This is a genomic window from Thermobifida fusca NBRC 14071 = JCM 3263, from assembly GCF_001592045.1.
In the GTDB taxonomy this organism is placed as follows: domain Bacteria; phylum Actinomycetota; class Actinomycetes; order Streptosporangiales; family Streptosporangiaceae; genus Thermobifida; species Thermobifida fusca.
On record NZ_BCWB01000048.1, the window covers coordinates 19,692 to 44,028 of the forward strand.

Annotated in this window: 24 protein-coding genes; 7 read left to right on the forward strand and 17 right to left on the reverse strand. The window is 68.9% G+C overall.

The annotated features are described in order from the left end of the window. Positions 1-255: 255 nt before the first annotated feature. On the forward strand, positions 256-1,395 hold the full coding sequence (locus TF1_RS12840; protein WP_016188215.1) for an Mrp/NBP35 family ATP-binding protein: 1,140 nt from the start codon (positions 256-258) through the stop codon (positions 1,393-1,395). A gap of 82 nt (positions 1,396-1,477) precedes the next feature. Here TF1_RS12840 and TF1_RS12845 read toward each other — a convergent pair whose 3' ends face one another. The 6 genes from TF1_RS12845 to TF1_RS15945 all read right to left on the reverse strand — a co-directional run bounded on the left by TF1_RS12845 (position 1,478) and on the right by TF1_RS15945 (position 7,347). After that, positions 1,478-2,947 carry a trypsin-like peptidase domain-containing protein gene (locus TF1_RS12845; protein WP_156482506.1) on the reverse strand — a complete coding sequence of 490 codons (1,470 nt, stop codon included), beginning with the start codon at positions 2,945-2,947 and terminating at the stop codon, positions 1,478-1,480. Positions 2,948-3,065: 118 nt separating this feature from the next. After that, positions 3,066-4,139 (reverse strand): sigma-E factor regulatory protein RseB domain-containing protein, encoded by a 1,074-nt coding sequence (locus TF1_RS12850; protein ID WP_061783924.1) that lies wholly within the window; start codon positions 4,137-4,139, stop codon positions 3,066-3,068. Beyond that, positions 4,136-4,774 (reverse strand): anti-sigma factor family protein, encoded by a 639-nt coding sequence (locus TF1_RS12855; protein ID WP_011290952.1) that lies wholly within the window; start codon positions 4,772-4,774, stop codon positions 4,136-4,138. Before TF1_RS12855 ends, TF1_RS12850 begins: the two co-directional genes overlap by 4 nt. Further along, positions 4,771-5,346 (reverse strand): RNA polymerase sigma factor SigE, encoded by a 576-nt coding sequence (sigE, locus tag TF1_RS12860; RefSeq protein WP_011290951.1) that lies wholly within the window; start codon positions 5,344-5,346, stop codon positions 4,771-4,773. The genes TF1_RS12855 and sigE overlap by 4 nt, the downstream gene beginning before the upstream one ends. A 200-nt stretch (positions 5,347-5,546) precedes the next feature. Then, entirely contained in the window at positions 5,547-7,046 is a 1,500-nt protein-coding gene (locus TF1_RS12865; RefSeq protein WP_016188212.1) for a leucyl aminopeptidase, read from the reverse strand. A gap of 133 nt (positions 7,047-7,179) precedes the next feature. Continuing rightward, positions 7,180-7,347, reverse strand: coding sequence for a DUF3117 domain-containing protein (locus tag TF1_RS15945; protein ID WP_011290949.1), 168 nt, complete (start codon positions 7,345-7,347; stop codon positions 7,180-7,182). Between the two features lie 338 nt (positions 7,348-7,685). On the opposite strand from TF1_RS15945, the gene TF1_RS12870 reads away from it, so the two are divergent. Beyond that, entirely contained in the window at positions 7,686-8,477 is a 792-nt protein-coding gene (locus tag TF1_RS12870; protein WP_011290948.1) for an enoyl-CoA hydratase-related protein, read from the forward strand. Between the two features lie 17 nt (positions 8,478-8,494). On the opposite strand, the gene TF1_RS12875 is transcribed toward TF1_RS12870, so the two are convergent. The 7 genes from TF1_RS12875 to TF1_RS12905 all read right to left on the reverse strand — a co-directional run bounded on the left by TF1_RS12875 (position 8,495) and on the right by TF1_RS12905 (position 14,988). Beyond that, the gene (locus TF1_RS12875) at positions 8,495-9,913 is read right to left on the reverse strand and encodes a serine/threonine-protein kinase (RefSeq protein WP_016188211.1); all 1,419 of its coding nucleotides are present in this window, start codon (positions 9,911-9,913) and stop codon (positions 8,495-8,497) included. Positions 9,914-9,976: 63 nt separating this feature from the next. Then, positions 9,977-10,555: a hypothetical protein gene (locus TF1_RS12880; protein ID WP_061783925.1), complete on the reverse strand. Its 579-nt coding sequence runs from the start codon at positions 10,553-10,555 to the stop codon at positions 9,977-9,979. A gap of 338 nt (positions 10,556-10,893) precedes the next feature. Further along, positions 10,894-11,550: a DNA-3-methyladenine glycosylase I gene (locus TF1_RS12885; protein ID WP_011290945.1), complete on the reverse strand. Its 657-nt coding sequence runs from the start codon at positions 11,548-11,550 to the stop codon at positions 10,894-10,896. Further along, positions 11,547-12,026, reverse strand: coding sequence for a hypothetical protein (locus TF1_RS12890; protein ID WP_104612838.1), 480 nt, complete (start codon positions 12,024-12,026; stop codon positions 11,547-11,549). Before TF1_RS12890 ends, TF1_RS12885 begins: the two co-directional genes overlap by 4 nt. Before the next feature lie 55 nt (positions 12,027-12,081). Then, positions 12,082-12,891: an LOG family protein gene (locus TF1_RS12895; protein ID WP_011290943.1), complete on the reverse strand. Its 810-nt coding sequence runs from the start codon at positions 12,889-12,891 to the stop codon at positions 12,082-12,084. Positions 12,892-12,993: 102 nt separating this feature from the next. Then, positions 12,994-14,058 carry a succinyl-diaminopimelate desuccinylase gene (dapE, locus tag TF1_RS12900; protein WP_011290942.1) on the reverse strand — a complete coding sequence of 355 codons (1,065 nt, stop codon included), beginning with the start codon at positions 14,056-14,058 and terminating at the stop codon, positions 12,994-12,996. 93 nt (positions 14,059-14,151) lie between these two features. After that, positions 14,152-14,988 carry a 2,3,4,5-tetrahydropyridine-2,6-dicarboxylate N-succinyltransferase gene (locus TF1_RS12905; protein WP_011290941.1) on the reverse strand — a complete coding sequence of 279 codons (837 nt, stop codon included), beginning with the start codon at positions 14,986-14,988 and terminating at the stop codon, positions 14,152-14,154. Positions 14,989-15,231: 243 nt separating this feature from the next. On the opposite strand from TF1_RS12905, the gene TF1_RS12910 reads away from it, so the two are divergent. Then, a complete protein-coding gene (locus TF1_RS12910; protein WP_011290940.1) occupies positions 15,232-16,077 on the forward strand; it encodes a hypothetical protein in 846 nt (281 codons plus the stop codon). A gap of 32 nt (positions 16,078-16,109) precedes the next feature. Here the strand turns inward: TF1_RS12910 and dapC are convergent, their stop codons facing one another. Then, positions 16,110-17,222, reverse strand: coding sequence for a succinyldiaminopimelate transaminase (gene dapC, locus TF1_RS12915; protein WP_011290939.1), 1,113 nt, complete (start codon positions 17,220-17,222; stop codon positions 16,110-16,112). Between the two features lie 207 nt (positions 17,223-17,429). After that, on the reverse strand, positions 17,430-17,750 hold the full coding sequence (fdxA, locus tag TF1_RS12920; protein WP_011290938.1) for a ferredoxin: 321 nt from the start codon (positions 17,748-17,750) through the stop codon (positions 17,430-17,432). Between the two features lie 232 nt (positions 17,751-17,982). Between fdxA and TF1_RS12925 the strand changes: the two genes are divergently transcribed. From TF1_RS12925 to TF1_RS12935, 3 genes are all read left to right on the forward strand, one after another. Further along, positions 17,983-18,234 carry a putative acetyltransferase gene (locus TF1_RS12925; protein ID WP_011290937.1) on the forward strand — a complete coding sequence of 84 codons (252 nt, stop codon included), beginning with the start codon at positions 17,983-17,985 and terminating at the stop codon, positions 18,232-18,234. Between the two features lie 53 nt (positions 18,235-18,287). Then, entirely contained in the window at positions 18,288-19,622 is a 1,335-nt protein-coding gene (locus TF1_RS12930) for a hypothetical protein (protein ID WP_011290936.1), read from the forward strand. Positions 19,623-19,721: 99 nt separating this feature from the next. Further along, entirely contained in the window at positions 19,722-20,573 is an 852-nt protein-coding gene (locus tag TF1_RS12935; protein WP_011290935.1) for a site-2 protease family protein, read from the forward strand. Here TF1_RS12935 and TF1_RS12940 read toward each other — a convergent pair. Both TF1_RS12940 and mshB read right to left on the reverse strand, forming a co-directional pair. After that, a complete protein-coding gene (locus TF1_RS12940; protein ID WP_011290934.1) occupies positions 20,509-21,033 on the reverse strand; it encodes a hypothetical protein in 525 nt (174 codons plus the stop codon). The two genes, TF1_RS12935 and TF1_RS12940, sit on opposite strands and share 65 nt — an antisense overlap. Positions 21,034-21,117: 84 nt before the next feature. Beyond that, positions 21,118-21,978, reverse strand: a complete 861-nt coding sequence (mshB, locus tag TF1_RS12945; protein WP_011290933.1) for an N-acetyl-1-D-myo-inositol-2-amino-2-deoxy-alpha-D-glucopyranoside deacetylase — start codon at positions 21,976-21,978, stop codon at positions 21,118-21,120. Positions 21,979-22,086: 108 nt separating this feature from the next. On the opposite strand from mshB, the gene TF1_RS12950 reads away from it, so the two are divergent. After that, positions 22,087-24,222 carry a S9 family peptidase gene (locus TF1_RS12950; protein WP_011290932.1) on the forward strand — a complete coding sequence of 712 codons (2,136 nt, stop codon included), beginning with the start codon at positions 22,087-22,089 and terminating at the stop codon, positions 24,220-24,222. The last annotated feature ends 115 nt before the right edge of the window (positions 24,223-24,337 follow it).

Sequence of the window (24,337 nt, forward strand, 5' to 3'; positions counted from 1 at the left end):
GCCACGCCCATACCGCATCCGGTCCCCCCGGATGCGCTGCCTGGCCGGGCGATGCCCATACCTGAGAATGCTGTGGAACCGCCCGTTCCCGAGGGTCGGGTCCGGACGGCCACGGTGGTGGCACGTTTCCCATCGTCCGTCCGACACTACTAGTGGAACGTGTATTACCGGTGTTAAGAACGTCCCACTTCGGCTACGGCAGGTGGGCAAGGTCACCTGCGCGTGGGGCACCTGGGCTTTCGTACCATTGATGACATGTCCACCACACCCACCACCGAGCAGGTGAACGCGGCTCTGGCCACCGTCAAGGACCCGGAGATCCACCGCCCCATCACCGAACTCGACATGGTCAAAAGCGTCGAGATCCACGACGACGGCACGGTCTCCGTCGGTATCTACCTCACGGTGGCCGGCTGTCCCATGCGTGGCCGCATCGAAAAGGATGTCGCCGACGCAGTCAGCAAAGTGCCGGGGGTGACCGGAGTCAAGGTCACGCTCGACGTCATGAGCGACGAGCAGCGCAAGGCGCTGCAGGCCAAACTGCGCGGTGGCCACGCAGAGAAGGAGATCCCGTTCGCCAAGCCGAACTCACTCACCAAGGTGTTTGCTGTCGCCTCTGGCAAGGGTGGGGTCGGCAAGTCCTCGATCACGGTGAACCTGGCTGCTGCCATGGCGGCCCAGGGCCACAAGGTGGGGGTTGTGGACGCCGACATCTACGGACACTCCGTGCCGCGGATGCTGGGTGTCAGCGACCGCCCCACCAAGGTTGAGGACATGATCCTGCCGCCGACCGCGCACGGGATCAAAGTGATTTCGATCGGCATGTTCACCCAGGGCAACCAGGCGGTCGTCTGGCGCGGCCCGATGCTGCACCGCGCACTGCAGCAGTTCCTCGCCGACGTCTACTGGGGTGACCTGGACGTCTTGCTGATGGACCTTCCCCCGGGCACCGGTGACGTCGCGATCTCGGTGGCGCAGCTCCTGCCGAACGCCGAGATCCTCGTGGTGACCACCCCGCAGCAGGCTGCGGCCGAGGTTGCCGAACGCGCCGGGTCGATCTCCGCGCAGACCCACCAGCGGGTCGCTGGCGTGATCGAGAACATGTCCTACTACCAGGCCCCGGGCAGCGACGAGCGGGTCTACATCTTCGGTGAAGGCGGGGGCCAGGCGGTCTGCGACGGGCTGTCGCGGACCTTGGGCACCAAGGTCCCGCTGCTGGGCCAAGTGCCGTTGGACGTGGCGCTTCGGGAAGGCGGCGACCGCGGTGTTCCGCTGGTGCTCGACGCCCCGGACAGTGAGGCAGGCAAGGTGCTGCGGTCGATCGCCGAGGAGCTGCTCGGCAAGCCGCGCGGCCTGGCCGGCATGATGCTGGGGTTGAGCCCCACCCGCCGCTGATCGAACACCGACTCAAGGAACTGGAAGACGTGCGAGGTCCCGGCCCTCACCAGGAGGACCGGGACCTCGATGCGTGTACGGCCTAGTCGTTGGACGACCCCAGCACCAGGGTCGTGGTGTGTTCTCTCCCGTTCCGCAGGTAGCGGACCTCCACCCGGTCGCCGGGGGCTTTGGTGTGGATCAGGGTGATGAGCTGGGTGGCGTCCCGCACCGTGGTGCCGTCGAACTCCACGATGACGTCGCCGGGCCGCAGGCCGGCCTGGTCCGCGGGGCCGCCCCGCATCACGGTCTCCGCGCCCCGGCCCGCTTCCATGATCAGCGCGCCCTGCTCCGGATAGCGCAGGTCGAGGATGGCGCCGATGACGGCATGCGGTGCTTCACCGGTTTCGATGAGCTGTTCCACCACCCGCGAGGCCTGGTTGGAGGGGATCGCGAATCCGAGGCCGATGCTGCCGCTCTGCTCCCCGCTCGACCCGCTCATGGTGGCGATCGCCGAGTTGACCCCGATCACCAGGCCCTGCTCGTTGACGAGCGGGCCCCCCGAGTTGCCTGGGTTGATGGCCGCGTCGGTCTGGATCGCGCTGAGGTAGGCCTCTTGGCCGTCCTCCCCCACGGTCACCGGGCGGTTGAGGGCGCTGACGATCCCCGAGGTGACCGTGCCGTCCAGTCCGAGCGGGGCGCCGATCGCGATCACGGTGTCGCCGACGGCTACCTCATCAGAGTCGCCGAATTCCAGCGGTTCCACATCCAACGGGTCCGCTAGTTTGAGCACCGCCAAGTCGGAGGAGGCTGCCGCGCCCACCACTTCAGCCCGGCTGACGTGGCCGTCGCTGTAGACGACTTCGATCCCGCCGCGGCGCACCGCGTCGACCACGTGGTTGTTGGTCACCACGTAGTTGCCTTCGATGACGAACCCGGAGCCGTTGCCGCTGAGCTGCGGGCTGGTGCTGCGGATCGATACCACGCTGGGGCTGACCCGCTGGGCGACCCCGGCAATAGTGTCGGGGGCGCGGCTCGGCACGTCGCTGGGCACTTCGTTGTTGAGCGCGCCGCTGCTCTGCGGGGGCGGGGATTCTTCTGGGGCGACGAGGGAGGCGCCCACCATGCCGCCGACACCTGCCGATCCTGCGGCTACAACCATGACGATGAGCAGCACCGCCCACAGCGGCATGCCGTTCCGGCGGGGCCGCTGCTGCGGTTCTTCCGCGGGGATGCCGGGGGTGAAGACCGGCCACTGCCCGGTGGAGTGGACTGCGTCGGGCGGGGGCCCCGGATTCCGCAGTCCGGGAGGAACCGCCCAGGTCTGGGTGTGCGATGACGGAGTCTGCCTGACCGGTCCCGGCCCCGCGGAAGGATTCCATCCGGATGCGGCGGGCTGCTCTCCGGTGGGCGACCACGCTGGCCCGGGGCTCATCCCGCCCGGGCTGGCCGGCGGTGCTGTGGCGGGGCCTGACGCGGAACCGGTGTACGGCCCGGACGGGGGCTTTGCCGGTCCCGTCACCGGGTCTTCCGCCTCTCCGTGTATGTCGCGGCGTCCGGTCTCGTCGGTCATGTGATCTCCGTCTGTTACTGCCCGATCCATCCTGGCGCGCACAAGATCAACGCTGGTTAAGGAGGCCACACTCGTCCGTGACCACGGGGTTCCGCATGCCCCTTCTCTGGGATGCACATTAGTCGAGCCACGTTCCCACGCGTTCGAAACCTCGACCGACTCGCTCCCAGAAACCGTGGCGGTCGGGCGGGGGCAGCGCGTGGAGGACGTCGGCGACGAGACCCGCTGGCGCGTCGGCGAGCACCGTGTGCACGAACCCGTCCGCTTCCCAGATCCGCTGGTGCTGGCCGCCTTCGTCGGCGACGTGGACGAGGGCGCCATCCTCTTCGGTCCGGCGCAGCCCGGTGACCGCTGCCCCGCCGAGGCTGCCGCGCTGGGTGAACACGGAGATCACGCTGATCCCGTCGGAGTAGGTCAGGTGGGTGATCCGCTCGTCTCCTTCGCCGGTGGCGCGGGCCTCAACCAGTTCGAAGCCCCACAGCAGCCGTTCCGGCAGCACCCAGCCTTCGTCTCGCAACTGGCGGAGTTCCTGCGGGTCGAGTTCGTCGCCCCAGGGTCGGCTGACGACGTCGGGCTGTCGTGTCTCCTCGGCAAGCGCGGCCGCGTCCACACCGAACTGGATGGATTCGAACACGCTGGTCTGCGCGACTTCCCCGCTGATGTCGTACACTTCGCGACGCAGCAGCAGCCCGGTGTGCTCATCGGTCCAGAAGCGGGCCGCGACCTGCCCGTTGTCCCGTTGGGCGACCACACCCACGGCGGAGCGCTGCCCAATCTGGGTTTCCCCTTCGGTGCGGACCCAGAAGTTGGTTTCCAGCACGTCGAGCACGTCTTTGCCCACCCTGCCCCAGGGGGTTGATCCGACCAGCAGGTTGGTGCCTTCCCCGGTGTCGTGGAGTGGACTGACCAGCGTGCCCACGCCGGGCTGGTGGAGGATGTTCAGCCGGGCGGTTTCCGTGCGGCCCGTGCTGTCGACCCAGGACACCACGCGGACCCCCTGGTAGGAGAGGCGGACGCTGGTCTCTGCGGCGCGCCGCAGGACCGCCATGCCGTCCCCGCCGCGCCGTTCCGCGGGACGGTCGGCAGAGTCGCCGACAACGGCGACGGATACCAGGCACAGCAGCAGGCACAGCACGGCTGCCGTGGCCGGTGCACGCCATCGGGGACCGGCCGTGTCACGGCCCCCGCTCACCGGTGCTCAGGGGTGTCCGACCGCATCACCCCGCGGTTGACCGTCTGGACAACCTGCACTGTTGGTGCATCGTGCGGGGACAGGGGACGGGTGACCACTGGGACCGTGGCGGGGTCCCCCAGCGGGGATTGCCCGGAGACGGCCGCGTGTTCGATCGCGTAGTCGGTGAGCGCCGGGGTGACCACGGGGGGTTCCGCGGGGTCTCCACCGGCGAGGAACGCGGTGCCGAGGGCGGCGGCGAGCATGGAGACTCCCGCGACCGCGTAGCGGGCGCGCCCCCACTCGCCGCGGAACCGGAAGAGTCCGCGGGCCGGGGCGGGGCGCCGTTCCGGGCGCGGCAGGGGGAGTCCGCCGAGCGGTTGGCCTGCTCCCAGGGGCGGGGACGCACCGAACCCGCTGGGGGGTGCGGGCGGGTCCCCGGTGGTGGCCTCGGGAAGGGCGAGGAGCCGGGTGAGGAACTCGGAGGCGGGTTCTGGGGGCCGCAGGGTGCACAGCCGCTGTTTCAACTGGCGCAGCATGGCGGCTTCGAACCGGCATGGTTCGCAGCGGGCGAGGTGGCTGAGCACCCGTTCCCGCTCGCTGTGCCCCAACTCGCCGTCGATGAAGGCGGAGAGCTGCTCCTCTAGGTGGCTCATGCTTCCGTGACCTCCCCGACCCGTTCGGCTGCCTGGCGGCGGTGCTGCAGCGCGGCGCGGAGTTGGGCTCGGCCGCGGTGGATTCGGCTGCGCACCGTGCCCAGCTTCACTCCCAGAGTGGCGGCGATCTCCTCGTAGGAGAGCCCTTCGATGTCACACAGCACAACGGCGGCGCGGAACTCGGGGGAGAGTGCGTCGAGTGCGGCCTGCACGTCGGCGTCGAAGTGGCGGTCGTCGTAAGCCTGCGCGGGGGAGGGTTCCCGACCCTCGAGACGGTCGTTGGCGGTTTCCGCGAGTCCTTCGAAGCGGATGCGGGAACGGCGCCGCGCCATGTCGAGGAACAGGTTGGTGGTGATGCGGTGCAGCCACCCCTCGAAGGTTCCGGGAGTGTAGTTGGCCAGCGACCGGAAGACGCGGATGAAGACCTCCTGGGTGAGGTCTTCAGCGTCGTGCTGGTTGCCGGTCAGCCGGTAGGCGAGCCGGTAGACCCGAGCCGAGTGGGTGCGTACCACCTCTTCCCAGCTTGGCGGCTCCCAATGGCCGAAGTCGGCGGCAGGGGCTGGGTCTGCCACTAGCACTCCCTTCGTTCGGCACTCGGTCCACGTGGCGGGGCGTCGATACTCCTGCTTTTCATTAACACCGCGGGGAACGATTAAGTTCCGCACCGCACACACGAGAGGACTTTGGGCCTGCCGAACCGGGGGTGGGCGCTGCTGCGGTTCCGGACAGCGGCAGGTCCGAGGCTGCTGCCCGGTTCAGGGGGTGCGGGAGTTTACCGTTCGGCGAGCCAGCGCAGCAGCAGCCGGGTGCCGAACGCGGTACCGCCCTTGCTGAGGATTCCCTCGTCGCTCATGGACCGGCCCGGGCCGGCGATGTCCAGGTGCGCCCAGGGCACGGAGCCGACGAATTCGCGGAGGAAGAGCGCAGCCTCGATGGCTCCGGGGTGCCCGTAGTCGTCTTTGACGCTCGTGTTCGCCAGGTCGGCGACGGGAGAGTCGAGGGCGTCGCGGTACTCCTCGTGCAGCGGCATCCGCCACAGGGTCTCGCCGGACCGCTTCCCCGCGTCGACGAGTGCGGCGGCCAGCGTGTCGTCGGTGGCGAAGAGGGCGCCGATCCCGCTGCCCAGGGCGACCCTGGCTGCCCCGGTGAGCGTAGCCACGTCCACCAGGGTGTCGGGGGCCAGCTTGGTGACGGCGTAGCCGATCGCGTCGGCGAGCACGAGGCGGCCTTCCGCGTCGCTGTTGAGCACTTCGACGGTGCGCCCGCTGTAGGTGGTCAGCACATCGCCTAGCCGCATGGCCGAACCGGAGAAGGCGTTCTCCGCGATCGCGAGCAGCCCGGTGACCGAGACCCGGACGCCGAGTTCCTGCACGGCCGAGAGGACCGCGAGGATGATTCCGGCGCCGCTCATGTCGGTCTTCATGAGCTTCATGTTGTCGTTGGGTTTCAACGACAGTCCGCCGGTGTCGAAGGTGATGCCTTTGCCGACGAGGACGATGTGCTCGGTGGCGCCGGCTGGGCGGTAGGAGAGTTCCACCAGTCGCGGCGGCCGGGGCGATCCTTGGCCGACGGTCAGGATCGCGCCGAACCCGTCGTGGTACAGGGCTTCCTCGTCCCAGACCCGGACCGACAGTCCCGCTTCTGCGCCGATGGCTTCGGCTCGAGACGCGAGCCACGCGGGGCTTTTCTCCGCTGCGGGAGTGTTGATGAGGTCCCGGGCCATGGCGGTAGCCCGGGCCAGGACCGTGCCCCGCCTGGTTGGTTCGGCGGCCTCGGAGGCTGCCGAACCAACCAGGTCGATCGCTGCCGCGGGCGCGGTGCCCTCGGCTGTCTCAGTCAGCGTGAACGTGTAGGAGGCCAGCAACGCCCCTTCCACGAAGGCGGTCAGCGCTTCCGGGTCGTGACCCGAGACAGCAGCGTTGACCGCGGCTCGGGAGCTTCCTCTCACCGAGCGTGCGAACGCCGCGCCCGCCTTGCGCATCTCCTCGGGGGTGGCGTCGCCGACCCCGAGGAACGACAGGCGGATCAGCCCTCGACCGAGATCCACCGGGAACTCGACGATCTGCCCTGCTTTCCCGCGGAATTCGTAGGTGTCGAACAATTGCGCCACCGACGCGGGAAGCCGGGCGTCGAGGTTGGTCAGGCTCAGTCCTACGCCGTCCGCTACCGGCTGCGGCCCGTCCGTTCCAGCGCGGACGATGATCGCGAGGCGGTCAGCGGTGGATTCGGCGAGGACGCCGTCAGTCGGGTGGATCTCCGTAGCGAGCGGCACGGGCACTCACATTCCTCGTGGATTCGGATATCGCGTGGCCGGACGATCACTCTCGCTGACCGTGTGGGCGGGGGTGAAGACGCAGTCAGGTCTGGTCGCCCGGCACCACGATGGGACAACGGTGGGAAAACCGTTAACTGACGACTTCGTTGAGTGCGTTGGCGAGTTCACCGGCCTCGGCCGGGGTCAGCTCGACCACCAGACGCCCACCGCCCTCCAGCGGAACCCGCATGATGATGCCGCGACCCTCCTTGGTGACCTCCAGCGGTCCATCTCCGGTCCTCGGCTTCATCGCCGCCATGCCGTATCCCCTTTCCTAGACGATGGTCGCGCGTGTGTGAGTCGGTCCATCGGCGTCCCGGATCGTCTCAACGAGTCCGGAGTGCGGAGCGGGCCGAATCCGCGTGACTCAGTGAACGAATCACTGATCTGTCATTATCTCGGTTTTGGCCCCGGGTTGGAAACGACCGGGAGGTTGTGAGCCGGACGAAACTCGACGATCGTGGGACGGCAACGGTGCTGGCGGTGCCGTCCGAAGACTCTGCTACCCCCGTGGGATTCCTTATTCCACCAGCCAGGACAGTCTCGGGCGAGGACTGCGCTCCGCGAATTACGGACCCGCTGTGTCAAGGAGAGTCAATGTCCGATAAAGAGAGCGTCCGCTACGAGGCTGCCGACGGGGTCGCCACGATCACGCTGAACCGGCCGGAAATGCGCAACACGCTCACCGTGGAAACGCAGCAGCTGCTGCTCGAGGCTTTGGAGCGGGCGCGCGGGGACGCCGCGGTCCGCGCGGTGCTGCTCACCGGGGCGGGCGAAGCGTTCTGCGCTGGCTGGGACATGGTGGAGCACGGTCGGCGGCTCAGCGAAGGCAAAGGCTTCGGGGACACGGTGCGCGCCTACACCAACCCCATCGTGTTGACCATGGCCCGGATGCCTAAGCCGGTGGTCGCCGCGGTCAACGGCGTGGCGGCGGGCGCGGGCGCCGGGCTGGCGTTCGCCGCGGACTTGCGGATCGCTGCCGCCGGCGCGTCGTTCGTCCTCGCGTTCGCCAGTCTGGGGCTGGGCGCGGATTCCGGGGTCTCCTGGACGCTGCCGCGGCTGGTGGGCCAGGCGCGGGCGATGGAGATGCTGCTGCTCGCCGAGCCGGTGACGGCAGAACGCGCCCTCGATATCGGGCTGGTCGCCCGGGTTGTCGCACCGGAGGAGCTGGCACACGCCGCGCGCAGTCTCGCCCTGCGCCTGGCTTCCGGGCCGACCGTGGCCTATTCCGCGATCAAGGCGGAGGTGGGGTGCGGCGCGGCGCTGGACCTGGCAGGTGCTTTGGAGATCGAAGCCAGCCTCCAAGACCAGTGCGTGGAGACCGCCGACCACCTGCAGGCCGCGCTGGCTTTCCTCGAGCAGCGGCAGCCCGCCTTCCGCGGATGCTGACCGGCAGCGCGGCACGGTCAGCCGAGGCTGCCGATCAGCAGGAACAGCAGGATGAAGAGCAGGACCCCGGCGATGACGGCGATGCTGACGACGCCGAGCACGAACGCGGTGCTGGTCCCCTCGGCCTGCTGCTGGTACTGCTGCCCGCTATAGGGCTGGCTGGTCTGGGGGTAGCCCCCGGTGGACGGCATCCACGGCTGGGCGGGGGCGTAGGGGCCGCTCGGCCCCCCGTGGGGCGGGATGGCCGCATTCCCGGAATGGGGGGTGGGATAGGCGTGCTGGTGCGGTCCGGGCGGGGGCGCGTACCCGCCCTGCTGGGGACCGGTCGCATACCCGTATCCGGACTGGTGCGGCCCGGTCGCATACCCGTATCCGGAGTGCTGTGCACCAGTCGAGGGCAGGGAAGGCTGGGGGCCGCTGGCGGTCTGCGGGTGTGGCGGGGGCGTCGGAGACGGCTGGGCCGCGACGTTGGAGTGCGGTGGCGGAGGGGCCGGCGGGTAGGAGCGGTAGAGTTCCGCGGCGCTCTCCTGCTCTCCCGTGTCGGCAGCGGCGATCGCCCCGGCCACGAGGGTCTGGTGGGTGACGGGGATGGCCGTGTCCGTGCTGGGCTCCTCAGTCGGGGGCGGCCCTTCGATGCCGAGCACCAGCATGAGGGTTTCGGCCGCGGTCGGCCGCTGGGCGGCGTCTTTGTTCAGGCAGCGTTCCGCGATTTCGCGCAGGGTGCCGCTGAGCTCCCCGAAGTCCGGTTCGTCGTTGATGACTCGCTGGACTACGGCTTTCAGGGAGCCGTGGCCGAACGGGCCGCGCCCGTTGGCCGCGTAGACGAGGGTGGCACCCCAGGCGAACATGTCGACGGCCGGTCCGAGCGGCCCACCGGTGATCTGCTCCGGGGCCATGTAGGCGGGGGTCCCGGCGATCCTGCTGGTGAGGATCGCGGTTCCTTCGAGGGCCCGGGCGATGCCGAAGTCGATGACGCGCGGGCCCCCGGGGGCCATGAGCACGTTGGCCGGTTTGAAGTCGCGGTGCACGATTCCGGCCTGGTGGATGGCGGCGAGGGCGGTGAGGGTGCCGACTGCGAGCCGTTCCAGGCTGGCTCCGCGCAGCGGCCCTCGCTCGCGGACCACGGCCTGCAGCGAGGGGCCTTCCACGTACTCGCTGACCACGTAGGGCGGGTCGGCGTCGAGGTCGGCGGCGAGCACTTGCGCGGTGCAGAACCGCGCAACCCGGCGGGCCATCTCGACTTCTTCGGCGAGCTGTTCGCGCAGGCCCGGCAGGTCGAGGGCGTCCCGGTGCAGCGTCTTGACCGCCACCCGTGCCCCGTCAGGGGCGCTTCCGAGGTAGACGACTCCCTGACCGCCCTGTCCGAGCCGTCCAAGTAGCGTGTACTCCCCGATGCGCGCGGGGTCGGTGTCGATCAAGGGGGCCGGATCGGCCATCGGTCCTCCCGATTGGCTGGGCCCGCCGTCGTTGTCCTGGCTGGCGGCGGGCATGGGGCGAACCTACTTGAGGGTACCCGTGGAGGTCATGACGGTTCCTTCTCGGGAGATACCCTCCCACGTGGCCTCGAGTGTTCCGGGGACGCGTTGGGTCAGGGTGAGCATGCTCGTGTCGATACAGCGGTCCTCCGGATCGTAGGTTTCCGCGTAGTCGAACACGAGAGATTCCGCGGTCTGCTCGGTGAGGACGATGCTGCCCCGGCAGTGGAAGGGAAGCAGTTCTGCACTGCCTCGGTCAGTCCCCGCGTCGAGTTTGAGCTGGACCACCCAGTCGGCGACCAGGTTGCCTTCCTCGTCGTGCTGGGACATCTCCCCGCTCCAGCTTCCCGCGTACTCTTCGGGGATGCCGTCGGTGACGACAGCAGGGGGTTCTTCGGGTTCTGGCTCTTCTTCTCCCCACAGCAGGCTGCCGACCATGACGGCCAGCACGACGACGCCGACGCCTACACCGAGGATGAGGGGCAGTTTGGGGCGCCGGTTGTTGTGTCGGGCGGATCGGGGCGGGGGCCACAGCGACATCGCTCGGATCGGGGATGTCGCTGACGGGCGCGTGCTCCGCTCCGATTCGGGGGGCGCGGTCACCGCTGTTCCCTAACGGGGGGTGTGGAGCGAGGACTCTGGCGCGAATCGATCATCGCTTCCTCCAACGGTGCGAACGTGCATGGAGGGGACGTTCGCAATACAGCGAAACAGGATAAGCCACGCGAACTACCCCCACACCGGCAAGCAATGTGACGAAAATCACATGAATAATGGTGGTGTTTTCCGCGGCACGCGGGGGTTTCGGGGGGTACTGTTCGCGGATTTCCTTAGGTCGAATTCTCCAATCCCAAGGAAACCGGCAAAAGGAAAGTATTGCCCACCCGCGTGCGGAAAAGAAGCAGCCGCGGCACGGACACCCGACCGCTGGCGCGCCCCGCTCAGGCTGGGGATTCCGCGGGATACCCGCGGGCAGTGCCGCTCCCACGGCAGTGGCAGTCGACGAGGTGGTCGTCCACCATCCCCACCGCCTGCATCATCGCGTAGACGGTCGTCGGGCCGACGAAACGGAACCCGCGCTGCTTCAACGCCCGCGCCAACGCGGCGCTCTCCGGGGTGGACGCGGGCACGTCCGCGGCCGTCTTCGGTGCGGGCGGCGGCGACTCAGGCGCATACCGCCACACGAACTCCGCCAGCCCTTCCGGCAGTGCCAAAGCCGCCCGCGCATTGCTGATGACCGCTTCGATCTTGGCGCGGCTGCGGATGATCCGCGCGTCCGCGAGCAGCCGCTGCACGTCCCGCTCCGTGAACGCCGCAACCCGGGCCATGTCGAAACCGCAGAACACCTCCCGGAGCGCCGCGCGTTTCCGCAGCACGGTCAGCCACGACAGCCCGGCCTGGAACGCTTCCAGGCTGACCCGTTCGAACAGTCCCCGATCGTCGCGGACCACGACGCCCCATTCCAGGTCGTGGTAGCGCATCAAATCGGCGGCGCCCAACGCCCACGGGCAGCGGAACCGCCCGTCGGCGCCGCGGCGTGCCCCTTGTGAAGGGAAGTCCGCCCCGGACGACTCCTGGGGCGGACTCTCCACGCTCATTCTCGACGGTCTCCTATCCCGGAATGCTGGTTGGCGTACTCGACCCCGGGGGGTGCGGCCGCGTCCGGCCAGGGGTCGGTATCAGATCCTTCACTCTCGGGAGCGTGCTGCTCTCCCCCCTCCGCTGAAGTTTCCCGGGGGGAACGCGGATACCACACCTGTGGCCGTGCTGCAGAGGAGGCGGGGCTGTGCAACCGCGCTTCCAACTGGGCGATACGCGCGTCCCGCTCCTCGATGTCGGCGGCCATCCGGTCCAGCACCTCGTCAACGGCGCGCACATGGTATCCCCACAGCGCGAGGGGAAGCCGGATTCGCGCCACGTCACGGCCGGTCACCAGGCGGTCAACGGGCAGGTCCAGCGGAGGGTGATCAGCTTCGAACCGCGCCAGTTGCCCGCCATGCCCCATGACCAGAACCGCCACGGTGACGAGCACCGCGAAGGCAGCCAGTGCTGTCAGGATCAGGATGGCTATCACACTGTCGATCGTGCCACATCCCCGCCACAGAATGTGACGCGGCACAATCCACGGCTCAGGAGTGCTCGGCTTCCCGCAGGGCCTCCTCCAGCTCTGTGACCGCCTCCTCCTCTTCCAGGGCCCGCTCCCACTCTGCGTGGGCCCGTTGGATCGTCTCGATGACGTCGTCCGGGTCGTCGGTGAGGTGGATCAGATCGGGGTCGCTCGGAGAGATCAAGCCTTCAGCGAGCAGCCGGTCGTTGATCCACTCCACCAGGCCGCCCCAGAAGTCCGTGCCCACCAGGATCACCGGGAAGCGGGTGATCTTGCCGGTCTGCACCAGGGTGAGCGCTTCGAACAGCTCGTCGAGCGTGCCGAAGCCGCCCGGCAGCACGACGAACGCCTGGGAGTACTTCACGAACATCGTCTTGCGGACGAAGAAGTACCGGAAGACGACCCCCAGGTTGACGTAGTCGTTGAGCGACTGCTCGAACGGCAGCTCGATACCGAGGCCGATCGAGGTCCCGCCGACGTCGGCGGCCCCCTTGTTGGCGGCCTCCATCAACCCCGGACCGCCGCCGGTGATGACCGTGTACCCGGCCTCCACGAGCTTGCGGCCGATCTCCTCCCCCAGCTCGTAGTAGGGGGTCTCCGGTTTGATCCGGGCCGAGCCGAACACGCACACGGCCCTGCCCACCTCGGAGAGCATGCCGAAGCCCTCAACGAACTCCGACTGGATGCGCAGCACCCGCCAGGGATCGGTGTGCACCCAGTCCGTCGGGCCGCGACGGTCCAGCAGCCGCTGGTCAGTGGTGCTCTTAGGGATCTCTCTTCCCCGGTAGGTGAGGGGACCTGCCTGCCGTTCGATCGATCGAGAATCCGTCATGTCGCAACGTTACCCACTCTGAGGTTTCTCGCATCGACTTTCAGGCCAAGCAACGGTGTCCGCAAGCGGTCTGAGCGGCGACAACCACCGCGGCAAGCGCCTTTACCCTGCCCCGGTCAGCCAGGCGGCCATCCGCTGCTCCGCGGTGGCGATCTCCGCCAAGTCCACCCACTCGTCTTTCGTGTGCGCGAGGGTGGGATCCCCGGGACCGTAGTTGACCGCGGGAATCCCCAGCTCGGCCATGCGCGCCACATCGGTCCACCCGAGTTTCGCGCGTGCCTGCCCGCCGCCGACCGAGGCCACGAACGCGGCCGCCGTGGGATGGTCCAGCCCTGGGCGGGCCCCTGCCGCCACGTCGGTCACCCGCACGTCGAACCCGTCGAACACTTCCCGCAGGTGGGCTTCGGCTTCCTGCGGGGTGCGGTCGGGGGCGAACCGGTAGTTGACGGTGACGACGCACTGGTCGGGGATGACGTTGCCCGCCACCCCGCCGGTGATCCCCACCGCGTTGAGCCCTTCGTGGTAGCGCAGTCCGTCCACTTCGGGCTGGCGCGGCGTGTAGGCGCGCAGCACGTCGAGGATCCGGCCGGCTTCGTGGATGGCGTTGCGGCCCATCCACGAGCGGGCGCTGTGCGCGCGCACCCCCTGCGCGGTCACCTCCACCCGCATGGTGCCCTGGCAGCCGCCTTCGATCTGGCCCCCCGTGGGCTCCAGCAGCACCGCGAAGTCCCCGCGCAGCCAGTCGGGATGCCGGGCGACGAGCCGTCGCAGCCCGTTGCGCTCCGCTTCGACCTCCTCGCAGTCGTAGAAGACGAACGTGAGGTCGTAGACCGGGTCGGTCAGGGTCGCGGCCAGCTTGAGCTGGACCGCCACCCCGCTCTTCATGTCGGAGGCCCCGCAGCCGTAGAGCCTGCCGTCCACGACGCGGGAAGGCACGTTGTCGGCGATCGGCACCGTGTCCAGATGCCCGGCGAGGATCACGCGCCGCTCCCGCCCCAGGTCGGTGCGGGCCACGACCGCGTTGCCGTCCCGCAGCACAGTCAAATGCGCATAGGACCGCAGCGCCTGCTCTACCGCGTCAGCGAGCGGCTCCTCTTCCCCGCTCACCGACGCGATGTCGATGAGGCGTGCAGTGAGGTCACGGACATCCGCGGTGAGATCCAACATGGCTGCGCTTTCGTGGTGAGACGGGACGGGGACACGCTACCGGTCCCGGCCTGCTCCTTCGAGCCGACCGGGACCGGTGGGAAGAAGCGAGGGTCAGCCGTTGACGCCGTGCTCGCGGAGCAGTTCGTTGAGCGCGAGCTTGTCGTGCTCCTGCCCCTCCTCCAGGCGCTTGAGCACGAGCAGGCAGGGCAGGCCGAAGTCGCCGCCCGGGAAGCTCTTCACCCGGTTGGCGGTCACGCACACCGACCAGGCCGGAGCTTCACCGCGCTTGAGCTCTTCACCGGTCTCGGCGTCGAACACGCGGGTCGAGGCAGTGAGGATCGTGCCCGCGCCGAGCTTGGCGCCGCGGCGCACCCGCGCCCCCTCGACCACCATGCTGCGCGAGCCCAGGAACGCGTCGTCCTCGATGATGACCGGGGACGCCTGCGGCGGCTCCAGCACACCGCCGACCCCGACCCCGCCGGACAGGTGCACGTTCTTGCCGACCTGGGCGCAGGAGCCGACCGTGGCCCACGTGTCCACCATGGTGCCGGAGTCGACGTAGGCGCCGATGTTGGTGAAGGACGGCATCAGCACCGTCCCCGGGGCGATGTAGGAACCCCACCGGGCGATCGCGCCCGGCACCACGCGCACCCCGTCCAACCGGGTCTTCAGCGGGATGCGGTCGTGGTAGTGGAAGCCGCCCACCGTGGACTCTTCCATCCCCAGCACGCGGAAGCTCAACAGGATCGCGCGCTTGGCCCGCTGGTCCACGACGACCTCGTCGGTCTCAGGGTCCACGTGGGCGACGCGCGCCTTGCCGGCGTCGATCTGGTCGACCGCGCCCACGATGATCTCACGGGCCTCAGCGTCGTCGGGAGTGAGTTCGGAGCGGCGCTCCCACAGCTCGTCGATGCTCTCCGGGAGCGGACTGGTGTACGAGGTGGTCATGGCTGGGAGCCTACTGGGTTCCTCCCGGGCCGGGAAAAACCGGGCACTCTCGTGGTGTCGGTCACGGGTGTCTGCCAGGGACTACGCTGGACGGCCCGTACCATCAACTACGAGAACCTTATTTGGGCGGCGTAGTCCGGACCGCACTCCGTACGGGCAGGCCACCTGGCCTACCCTTATGCCGCATCATGAGGATTTGTCATCTCATAGCGTAGTTTCTCCCGACATCTATATGGTCAGCTCGTGCCCAGAAAGCGTCGAAGGATTTCCGCGTTCGTCAAGATCCTGTTCGCCTTGACCCTGGCCTGTGGTCTTCTCGTTGCCGCGGGTATCTATGCCATACGCTCCATCAAACCTCTTGACCTGACTCCACCGCCGCCGAAAGACGGCTGCCGCCTCGCCACCGAGGAGGACACTGACACGCTCGAAGTGGAGCAGGCCGCCAACGCGGCAACGATCGCGGGCGTGGCCTTCGCCATGGACCTTCCCCCGCGCTCCGTGGTCATCTCCTATGCCACGGTGTGGCAGGAGTCGCAGTTCTTCAACATCGAGTACGGTGACCGCGACTCGCTGGGACTGTTCCAGCAGCGCCCCTCTATGGACTGGGGCACTCCCGAAGAGATCATCGACCCCGTCTACGCCAGCACCAAGTTCTACGAAGAACTGGTGAAAGTCGAAAACTACCTGGAGATCCCCGTGTACGAAGCGGCCCAGGCGGTGCAGCGCAGCGCCGACGGGTTCGCTTACGACCAGCACACGGAGCGCGCCCAGGTCATGGCCAACGCCTTCACCGGTGTGGAAGGGGCCGTAGTGACCTGCTGGTTCCCGGACGAGGAAGCGGGTCCCACCGACGTGGCTGCCGCGGTCGAGGAGATGCGGCGCGTCTTCGGGGTCGGCCCCGAAGAGCTGGGAACCGTCGAGCGCCAGACCGGTGACCTCGGCTGGGCCATGGCCCAATGGGCGGTCGCCCACGCCGCCGCCTACGGTCTTACCTCGGTGACCTACCTCGACCAGCAGTGGACCGCTGAGTCCGGTCTCGCCGGGTGGCAGTCGCTGCCCACCACCACCCAGCAGCTTGTCTTGGAGTAGTCCGCGGCGCCGGCACGTGCCGGGGGTGCTGCCTACAGTTCCGCGAGCCGTTTGACCGCGGCCGCCACCCGCTCGTCGGTGGCGGTGAACGCCACCCGGACGTGCCGGGCCCCCGCCGGGCCGTAGAACTCGCCCGGAGCGACCAGGATGCCCTGCTCGGCCAGCACCCGCACCGAGCCCCACGCGTCATAGTCGGGGTGGCTCGCCCACAGGTACAGCCCGGCTTCCGAATGCGTGATCTGCCAGCCGGCTTTCTCCAATGCGTCGCGCAACTGGGTGCGGCGGGCCGCATAGCGCTGCTTCTGCTCTTCAGCGTGCTCGTCGTCGTCGAGCGCCGCCCGCATCGCCGCCTGCACGGGGGCGGGCACCATCATCCCGGCGTGCTTGCGGGCCTGGAGCAGCTGCTGGACGAGGGCCGGGTCGCCGGCCACGAAACCCGCCCGGTACCCGGCCAGGTTGGAACGCTTCGACAGGGAGTGCACGGCGAGCAGCCCTTCGTGGGAGCCGCCGCACACCTCGGGGTGGAGGATCGACAGGGGCCGCTCCCCTTCCCAGCCCAGTTCCAGGTAGCACTCGTCGGAGGCGACCACTACCCCGCGTTCCCGCGCCCAGGACACGACTTTCCGCAAGTGCTCGAGTCCGAGGACCCGGCCGGTGGGGTTAGCCGGAGAGTTGATCCACAGCAGTCCGGGGCGGACCGGCCCTAACTGGGTGAGCGAGTCGGCCGCGACCGGCGTGGCCCCCGCGATACGAGCCCCGACGTCATAGGTGGGGTAGGCCAGTTCCGGGAAAACCACGGTGTCGCCCGGGCCCAGTCCCAGCAGGGTGGGCAGCCAGGCCACCAGTTCCTTAGAGCCGATGGTGGGCAGGGTGGCGTCCGGGTCCACCTGCACCTGGTGGCGGCGCGCCAACCAGCCGCTGATGGACTCCCGCAGCGCCCGCGTGCCGTACGTCTGCGGGTATCCGGGGGTGTCCGCGGCCTCGGCTAGTGCCGCGCGCAGCCGCGGGGGCACCGGGTCCACCGGGGTGCCCACCGACAAGTCGACGATCCCGTCGGGATGCTGCGCTGCGGTCTCTTTGTACGGTGCCAACCGGTCCCACGGGAAGGTCGGTAGCCGGTCAGCCACCGGGCGCCGCTCGGCCATGGTCGCCACGTCCCCTCATCACGTCACTTCCCGCACCGTCCCGGTCGGCGGGCGCGGGCCCTGTTCTGTTGTACCGTGTCCGCCCCGCCGGGGCACGACTCGATCACGCCGCCGCCTTCCCCAGCCGGGGCCAGGCAACGGCGTGATCGTCACATTCCTCAGGCCACCGCACCAGCGATGGCCGGACCCGTATCCGCTTTCTTCGTCCTACTCGCCCTGCGGTGGAAGGGCAGCGACCAGCGGGTGGTCCCGGTCGATCTTGCCGACCTTGGAGGCACCTCCGGGAGAGCCCAGCTCCTCGAAGAACTCGACATTAACCTTGTAGAAGTCCGACCATTCGCTGGGCAGGTCGTCCTCGTAGTAGATGGCCTCCACCGGGCATACCGGCTCGCAGGCACCGCAGTCGACGCACTCATCGGGGTGGATGTAGAGCATGCGCCCGCCCTCGTAGATGCAGTCGACGGGGCATTCTTCAATGCATGCCTTGTCGAGCACATCGACACACGGCTGCGCGATGACGTAAGTCACGTCGTATTCCTCCTCGGTCTCGCCACGTGGACCGCGTAAGTGGCTGCTACGTCGCGATACTTCTGACCGACCACCACCGAGTGGCCTCCCGGGGCTTGGTGCGCTTGCGGGACGGTCTGCGCGGAAGACCGGCAGGCGCCCTCAAACGGGTCTTACGGCCAGAGGACACGGGTACCGCTGTCCCTAGTATTGCGTTGCACGAAGCCTGGATCACAATCGGGGGGTCGTGACTGTGGGATACGTTGCCCGCTTCACCCACGCCATAACCAAAGACGATGTCGGCCAGCGAGTCACTGTGCGTTTCCGGCTGCCAGACGGGAGATTCCGGGATATCGTCGGTGTATTGGAGTCATGGCACGACGATGTGCTCGTGTTGCGCCGCCGCGACGGGTCGCTCGCGCACGTGACCGCCGCGGAGATCGTGGCCAGCAAGGTCGTGCCGCCGCAGCCGCCCCGGCGTTCCGGCGCACCGGGTTCCGCGTAACCCACGGGCCGGGCCATCGGAGGTGAGACGAGGCAGGAGGTGGGAATCCCGCCGTGCAGGAAACCGTGGCCGCTGCCCTCGCTCACCTGACGCGCACGGATCCGGTCGCCGCCCACGTAGCGCAGAGCGCCTTGGACACTCTGCTCTCCGGCCGGCGATTGGAAACCCTGACCCAGCACGCCGTCCAAGAGTTCTGCTGGCACGTCCTCCCGGTGCGGTTCTCCTCCGAGCCCAGCGAGTGGCAGTTCGTCACCGACTCGCTCAGCTCCCTCTTCCGCCTCCTCGATTTAGACCGCTACGCCGACATCTGCGTATCGGAACGCACCCGCGAAGTGCTGCGCGCCTATGCGACCTCCCACGACCAGGGCCTGGCAGCCTACGAGCGCAGCATGCGCTCCTCCGGGGTGATCCCGCCCGACCTGCCCGAATTGACGTGGGGGACCGCGCTCGGCAACGCCGAGATCGAAGCCTACCGGGAGACGTCCGCGGTACTGGAGCTGGCGATCGCCGCAGGTGAAGTACGTCCAGGCACGCGCGGCTGGCGGGCAGCCCAAGAGGAGCGCGCCCGCAGCTTCCTCACCCAGCCCGACCACCACGGCCTCAGCTATCTGGACAAGATCCGCCAGGAACGGGTCGCGGAGTGGCTGGCGTCCCGCTCCCACCCGCACCGGGAGCACCTGCTGCCCCTGCGCGGCCAGCTCACCGCCGGCGTGGACATGCCGCGCAACGCGGCTGACGCGCTCGCCCCCGTGCAGCGGCTGCTCGACTATGCCGCCGACGGGATCGCGCTCACCCAGATCGGCTACATATCTCCTGCCGTGGTGCGGGCGCTGTGCGACGAATTCGGCTGGTGGACATCGCCGTCGCCGCCGCGCAGCGAAACCGATGTCATGCAGCTCATCGTGCTGCACAAACTGCTGCGGGCTATGCGGGCGGTGCGACGCTCCGGCCGTCGGCTGGTGCTGACCCGGCACGGGCGGCAGCTCCACAGCGACCTCAACGAACTGTGGCGCGCGGTCGCGGAAAGTGTGCTGGCCACCGACGGTTTCGAGCAGGCCGCGATCGAAACCCTGCTGGGTGTGCTGCTGCTCCGCTCCCCGCAGTCAGCGTCCGCCCCATACGGTGACGCCGACATCGACGTCGCCGACGAGGCGTGCCGGCTGCTCATCCAGTCCGGCTGGGAGGATGACGTCATCGGCGGGCGGCCCCGCACCGACCAGGTGCGCTCCGTCCTCATCAGCGTGGTGTGGCTGCTGGAGATCCTGGGGTGCATCACCGGCCCCGACCTGCTCGGCGACGGCCCCACCCCCCAGTTGACGAAGGTGGGGCGGGCTTTTGCGCTCACCGCGCTCCACTTGTCGGCGACGGCCCCGGCCGCGTCACTGTAGTCGGTGGGGCGACCCCGGCACGCGGCATGCTCTGCTGCCCTCTAGCCTGTGGGTAGTTCTTCCACACCGTGTTTCACCCGTGTGACCAGCAGGAGCAGCATGTCCACGTCTGATCCGGCACCCCGGTCGGCGGCTGAGGAGCCGCCCACCGGCCCGTCGACCACCGCTAAGACCGAGTCTGCCTCGCCCGGTTGGCTGGACTTCCTGCCCAGCCCGATGTTCCTGTTGCTGGTGGGGGTGACCGCGCTAGCCGGGTGGCTGTCGTGGACCCGCGCCGAAGAGACCGTGCTCGGCTGGCGCACCGCCTACGCGCCGTTCCTGCTGCTCCTCGGCGGCTGGCTCATCTGTCTGACCCTGCACCAGTACGTGCGGTCGCTACTGGCCTACCGGGGCGGGGACCGGGCGCTGCGCGGCAGCGGCTACCTGAAACTCAACCCGTTCGCTTTCCGGGAGCTCGGCGCCCAAGTGGTGCTCCCGGTCGCGTTCCTGCTGCTCGGCACGTTCGGGCTCAACGGCCCCGCCGTGCACGTGGACCGGTCCGCGGTCACCCGTCCTTTCCGGGTGCTCGCTGCTTTGGGCGGGCTGGCCACCAACGTCGTGCTGGCCGCGGTGCTGGCGGTCACGGTGGCCCTGCTCGTCCCCGCAGGCCAGGTCACGAACAACTGGGCGATCGGCGCGGTGATGTTCCTGTGCTTCCTCAACGTCAGCGCGGCCCTGCTCGCCCTGCTGCCGGTGCCGGGCACGGTGGGCTACGACATCCTCACCGAGGCGGTCAACCGGTGGCGGCCCAGCCGCAACGCGGCGATCTTCGGCACGGTGCTGCTGTTCGCTGCCGTGTGGTGCCCGCCGATCCACGCCGTGTTCTTGGAGAGGCTGTTCTCCCTGTTCAGTCTGATTGGGGTGGAGTCGCTGTACCTCGAGTGGGGGCAGACGTTCCTCCGTCCGTGGTGACCTTGTCCCCGGTTTCGGGGGTCAGCACGGTCGCCACAATCACCGCGCCTACCCCGCCGTAGAGGAACAGGTAGGTGGGGACGGTGGAGGTCATGACCACGTCGCCGCCGGCCACGTACCCGGTCAGGAGGACACCGGCGAGAATCCACCCGGCGGCGAACGCTCCCGGCCCCCATTTGGCGCCGACCGCCCAGCCGATCACCCGGGCCCCGGAGAAGAGGACGAGGAGGAACAGCAGGACGGTTGCCACGCTGAGCAGTTGGCCGATCGTGCCGGTCAGCCACAGCCACGACGCCCACCCGGCGCACAGTCCCGCCACGATTCCGCCGACCAGGCCCAGTGCTGCGAGGAAGACGATGTTGAGCGCGGCCAGCATGCCCATCAGGCGGCGGTCCAGCCCGGCGGTGGCTTCCGCACCGGGCTCTGCGCGCTCACCGGTGTGCTCTGCCGAGGAAGTCACAGTGAGCAGCCTAACCGCTTTCCGCGCCCCAGCCGGGCCAGGGCGCGGGGTGGCTTGTCTTGCACGCTGCTGCCGTGCTCCTGGTCAGGCGAACAGGTCGGTTTCGTAGCCATCGGGGCCGCGGCGGGGTTCCGGGCCGTGCAGCAGGGTGAAGTACTCCACGGCGTGGATCTCCTGGGCGATGCCGTTGGAGAGCGCGAACCGGGTGCCCGCCACAGCGACCTGGGTGGCGTGCGCCTGCAGAGCGTCCCGCTTCTTCTCCCAGTAGGCGGAGCCGTCGATGCGGGTGGTCACCAGGTCGTCCGGGGTGCCGGGGGCGATGTCCTCCACCGCGGTGGGCGCGGTGAACGGGCCCGGGTCGGCTTGCATGCGTGCCACTGACTCTTCCAGCAGCTTCCTGGGCTGGGCGATCGCATACAGCTTGCGGGCTTGCCAGGGGGTGCCCGGCAGGGAGGGGTCCGCGGCTTGAGCGAAGGCGCGCATGGTCACCCGGTGCGCTTGGATGTGGTCGGGGTGCCCGTAGCCGCCGTTGTCGTCGTAGGTGACGATGACTTGGGGGCGCACTTCCCGGATGATCGCGGCGAGTTCGTGGGCGGCCGTGTCCACGTCGGCCTGCCAGAAGCACGCGGGGTGGCTGTTCGTGGGGGCACCCATCATGCCTGAGTCGCGGTAGCGCCCCTTGCCGCCCAGAAACCGCTGGTCGTGGACACCCAATGCGGCGCAGGCGCGTTCGAGTTCCGTCACACGGTACTCGCCTAGTCCGCCTTCCCGGTCACTCGCCAAATGGGCCAGTTCCGGGGGGATCACTTCCCCTTCTTCACCGAGGGTGCAGGTCACAAGCGTGATGTGGGCTCCCTCGGCCGCGTATCGGGCCATGGTCGCCCCGGTGACGATGGTTTCGTCGTCAGGATGGGCGTGCACCAGCAGCAGGCGACGGTCGTTCATGCCGGTGACGATACCCGCGCCGGTGAACTCTTCTCCCGGCGCCTCAGTGAAACGCCTGCGGGATGGCGCACCGCCGGACTGCGGTCTACGGCTGTCAGAATGCGTGGCATGAGCTTCCCACGACAGTACGCTCGGACCCAGCGCTTCAGCATCGGTGTTCCCCGCTCGTTCCAGATCTCCCCGGACGGCCAGCGTGTCGCGTTCTTGAGAAGCCGGGACGGTACCGACACCGCGACCTGCCTGTGGGTTGCGGAACCGGACGGCACGGAGCGGATCATCGCGGACCCGCGCACGATCGGTGACACGGGGGAGGATCTGCCGCCGGAGGAGCGGGCCCGCCGGGAGCGGCTGCGTGAGTCAGGAAGTGGCATCGTCTCCTACAGCGTGGACAAGGCGTTCACCCGCGCCGTGTTCTCCTTGTCCGGCAGGCTCTACAGCGTGGAGTTGGACGGCTCCGGCACTCCCCGGGAGCTGCCCGCGGCCTCCCCGGCCATCGACCCGGTGCTGGACCCCACGGGACGGCTAGTGGCCTACGTCCACAAGGGCGCCATCCACGTGCTTGACCTCGCCGACGGCTTGGACCGCGTGGTGGCCGCCCCGGACGGGAAGAACATCACCTGGGGTCTGGCCGAGTTCATCGCCGCCGAGGAGATGGGACGCCACCGCGGCATGTGGTGGTCTCCGGACGGGACTTTCCTGCTCGCCACCCGTGTGGACACGACCCCGGTGCGGCGCTGGCACATCAGCGACCCGGGGAACCCCGAAGCCGTGCCGCAGACGGTCGCCTACCCGGCGGCGGGCACCGACAACGCCGAGGTGCGGTTGGCGGTGCTGCGGGCCGACAACACCGGGGAGCCGGTGTGGGTGGAATGGGACCGGGATGCCTTCCCGTACCTGGTCACCGCGGGGTGGACCCAGCGGTTGAAGGGCACGTCGACCATCGTGTTCACCGTGCAGGACCGGGCCCAGCGCACGCTGCGGGCGTGCACCGCGGACCCGCTCACCGGGCACCTCCACGAGCTGTGGACGGAGACCTCCGACACCTGGGTGGAGATCATGCCGGGGGTGCCGGAGTTCGACGCTTCAGGCGCGGCACTGCGTTTCGGGGTGGACTCTTCCGGGGAGCGGGCGCTGTACCTGGGCGACCGGATGGTGAACTCCCCCGGGCAGTACGTGCGGGCCGTACTGGACGTGGACGGGTGCTGCGTGCTGTATTCGGCGTCCCCTCTCGGGGAGCCGCACATCGTCCGGCTGTGGCTGTACGACAGTCGGACAGACACGCGCACTGAGATGAGCTTCCCCGGGGCGGACGGTCCTTCCGGGGTGCATTCTGGGCTGCTGCGCGGCGACACCTTGGTGATCCAGCGGCGCGACCTGTCCAGTCCGGGGGTGCGCACCGCGATCGTGCGGGGTGTGCACGAGGAGCAGTCCGTGACCGAGGTGGAGAGCCGGGCGGAGCGCCCCGACCTGCCCGGTGTGCACGTGCAGCTCCAGCGGTTGGGCGAACGGGAGATCCCTGCCGCGCTCGTGCTGCCGTCGTGGTATACGCCGGATTCTGATCCGCTGCCGGTCCTCCTGGACCCCTACGGCGGCCCGCACGCCCAGCGGGTGCTCTGCGCCCAGAGCGCCTACCTGACCGCGCAGTGGTTCGCGGAGCAAGGGTTCGCGGTGCTGATCGCTGACGGGCGCGGCACTCCGGGCATCGGCCTGGCGTGGGAGCAGGCCATCCACCGGAACATGGCGGAAACCGTGCTGGAGGACCAGGTGGCGGCACTCCACGCGGCGCCGGAGGCGTTCGGGGTGCGCCTGGACTTGACCAAGGTGGGGATCCGCGGGTGGTCGTTCGGCGGATACTTGGCGGCGCTGGCAGTGCTCCGCCGCCCGGACGTGTTCCACGCGGCCGTGGCGGGTGCTCCCGTCACCGACTGGCGGCTGTACGACACGCATTACACCGAGCGCTACCTGGGGCATCCGGACGACGATCCGGAATGCTACGAGCGGGAGTCGCTGCTGGTGGACGCGCCGAAGCTGCAGCGCCCGCTGCTGCTGATCCACGGGCTCGCTGACGACAATGTGGTGTTCGCCCACACGCAGCGGCTGTCGTCGGCGCTGCTCGCGGCGGGACGTCCGCACACGGTGCTGCCGCTGTCCGGAGCCACCCACATGGCCAACGATCCGACCGTGTCGGAGAACTTGCTGCTCGTGCAGGTGGAATTCCTCCGTGACGCACTGCACCTCACCTGAGTGACCGCGGGTTCTCGGCCTCGGCGGGATCGGACCGGTTTTCGTCCCGCCGGGGCCGTGTTTTTTGGACCGCCCGGCATGGTTTTTGGCCACCCAGGGTACATAGTGTGTCACC

Excerpts from the sequence above, each read along its gene's own strand:
- TF1_RS12840 (WP_016188215.1), top strand. The coding sequence starts at position 256 with ATGTCCACCACACCCACCACCGAGCAGGTGAACGCGGCTCTGGCCACC.
- TF1_RS12845 (WP_156482506.1), bottom strand. The coding sequence starts at position 2,947 with ATGACCGACGAGACCGGACGCCGCGACATACACGGAGAGGCGGAAGAC.
- TF1_RS12855 (WP_011290952.1), bottom strand. The coding sequence starts at position 4,774 with ATGAGCCACCTAGAGGAGCAGCTCTCCGCCTTCATCGACGGCGAGTTG.
- TF1_RS15945 (WP_011290949.1), bottom strand. The coding sequence starts at position 7,347 with ATGGCGGCGATGAAGCCGAGGACCGGAGATGGACCGCTGGAGGTCACC.
- TF1_RS12870 (WP_011290948.1), top strand. The coding sequence starts at position 7,686 with ATGTCCGATAAAGAGAGCGTCCGCTACGAGGCTGCCGACGGGGTCGCC.
- TF1_RS12875 (WP_016188211.1), bottom strand. The coding sequence starts at position 9,913 with ATGGCCGATCCGGCCCCCTTGATCGACACCGACCCCGCGCGCATCGGG.
- TF1_RS12885 (WP_011290945.1), bottom strand. The coding sequence starts at position 11,550 with ATGAGCGTGGAGAGTCCGCCCCAGGAGTCGTCCGGGGCGGACTTCCCT.
- TF1_RS12895 (WP_011290943.1), bottom strand. The coding sequence starts at position 12,891 with ATGACGGATTCTCGATCGATCGAACGGCAGGCAGGTCCCCTCACCTAC.
- dapE (WP_011290942.1), bottom strand. The coding sequence starts at position 14,058 with ATGTTGGATCTCACCGCGGATGTCCGTGACCTCACTGCACGCCTCATC.
- TF1_RS12905 (WP_011290941.1), bottom strand. The coding sequence starts at position 14,988 with ATGACCACCTCGTACACCAGTCCGCTCCCGGAGAGCATCGACGAGCTG.
- dapC (WP_011290939.1), bottom strand. The coding sequence starts at position 17,222 with ATGGCCGAGCGGCGCCCGGTGGCTGACCGGCTACCGACCTTCCCGTGG.
- TF1_RS12935 (WP_011290935.1), top strand. The coding sequence starts at position 19,722 with ATGTCCACGTCTGATCCGGCACCCCGGTCGGCGGCTGAGGAGCCGCCC.
- mshB (WP_011290933.1), bottom strand. The coding sequence starts at position 21,978 with ATGAACGACCGTCGCCTGCTGCTGGTGCACGCCCATCCTGACGACGAA.
- TF1_RS12950 (WP_011290932.1), top strand. The coding sequence starts at position 22,087 with ATGAGCTTCCCACGACAGTACGCTCGGACCCAGCGCTTCAGCATCGGT.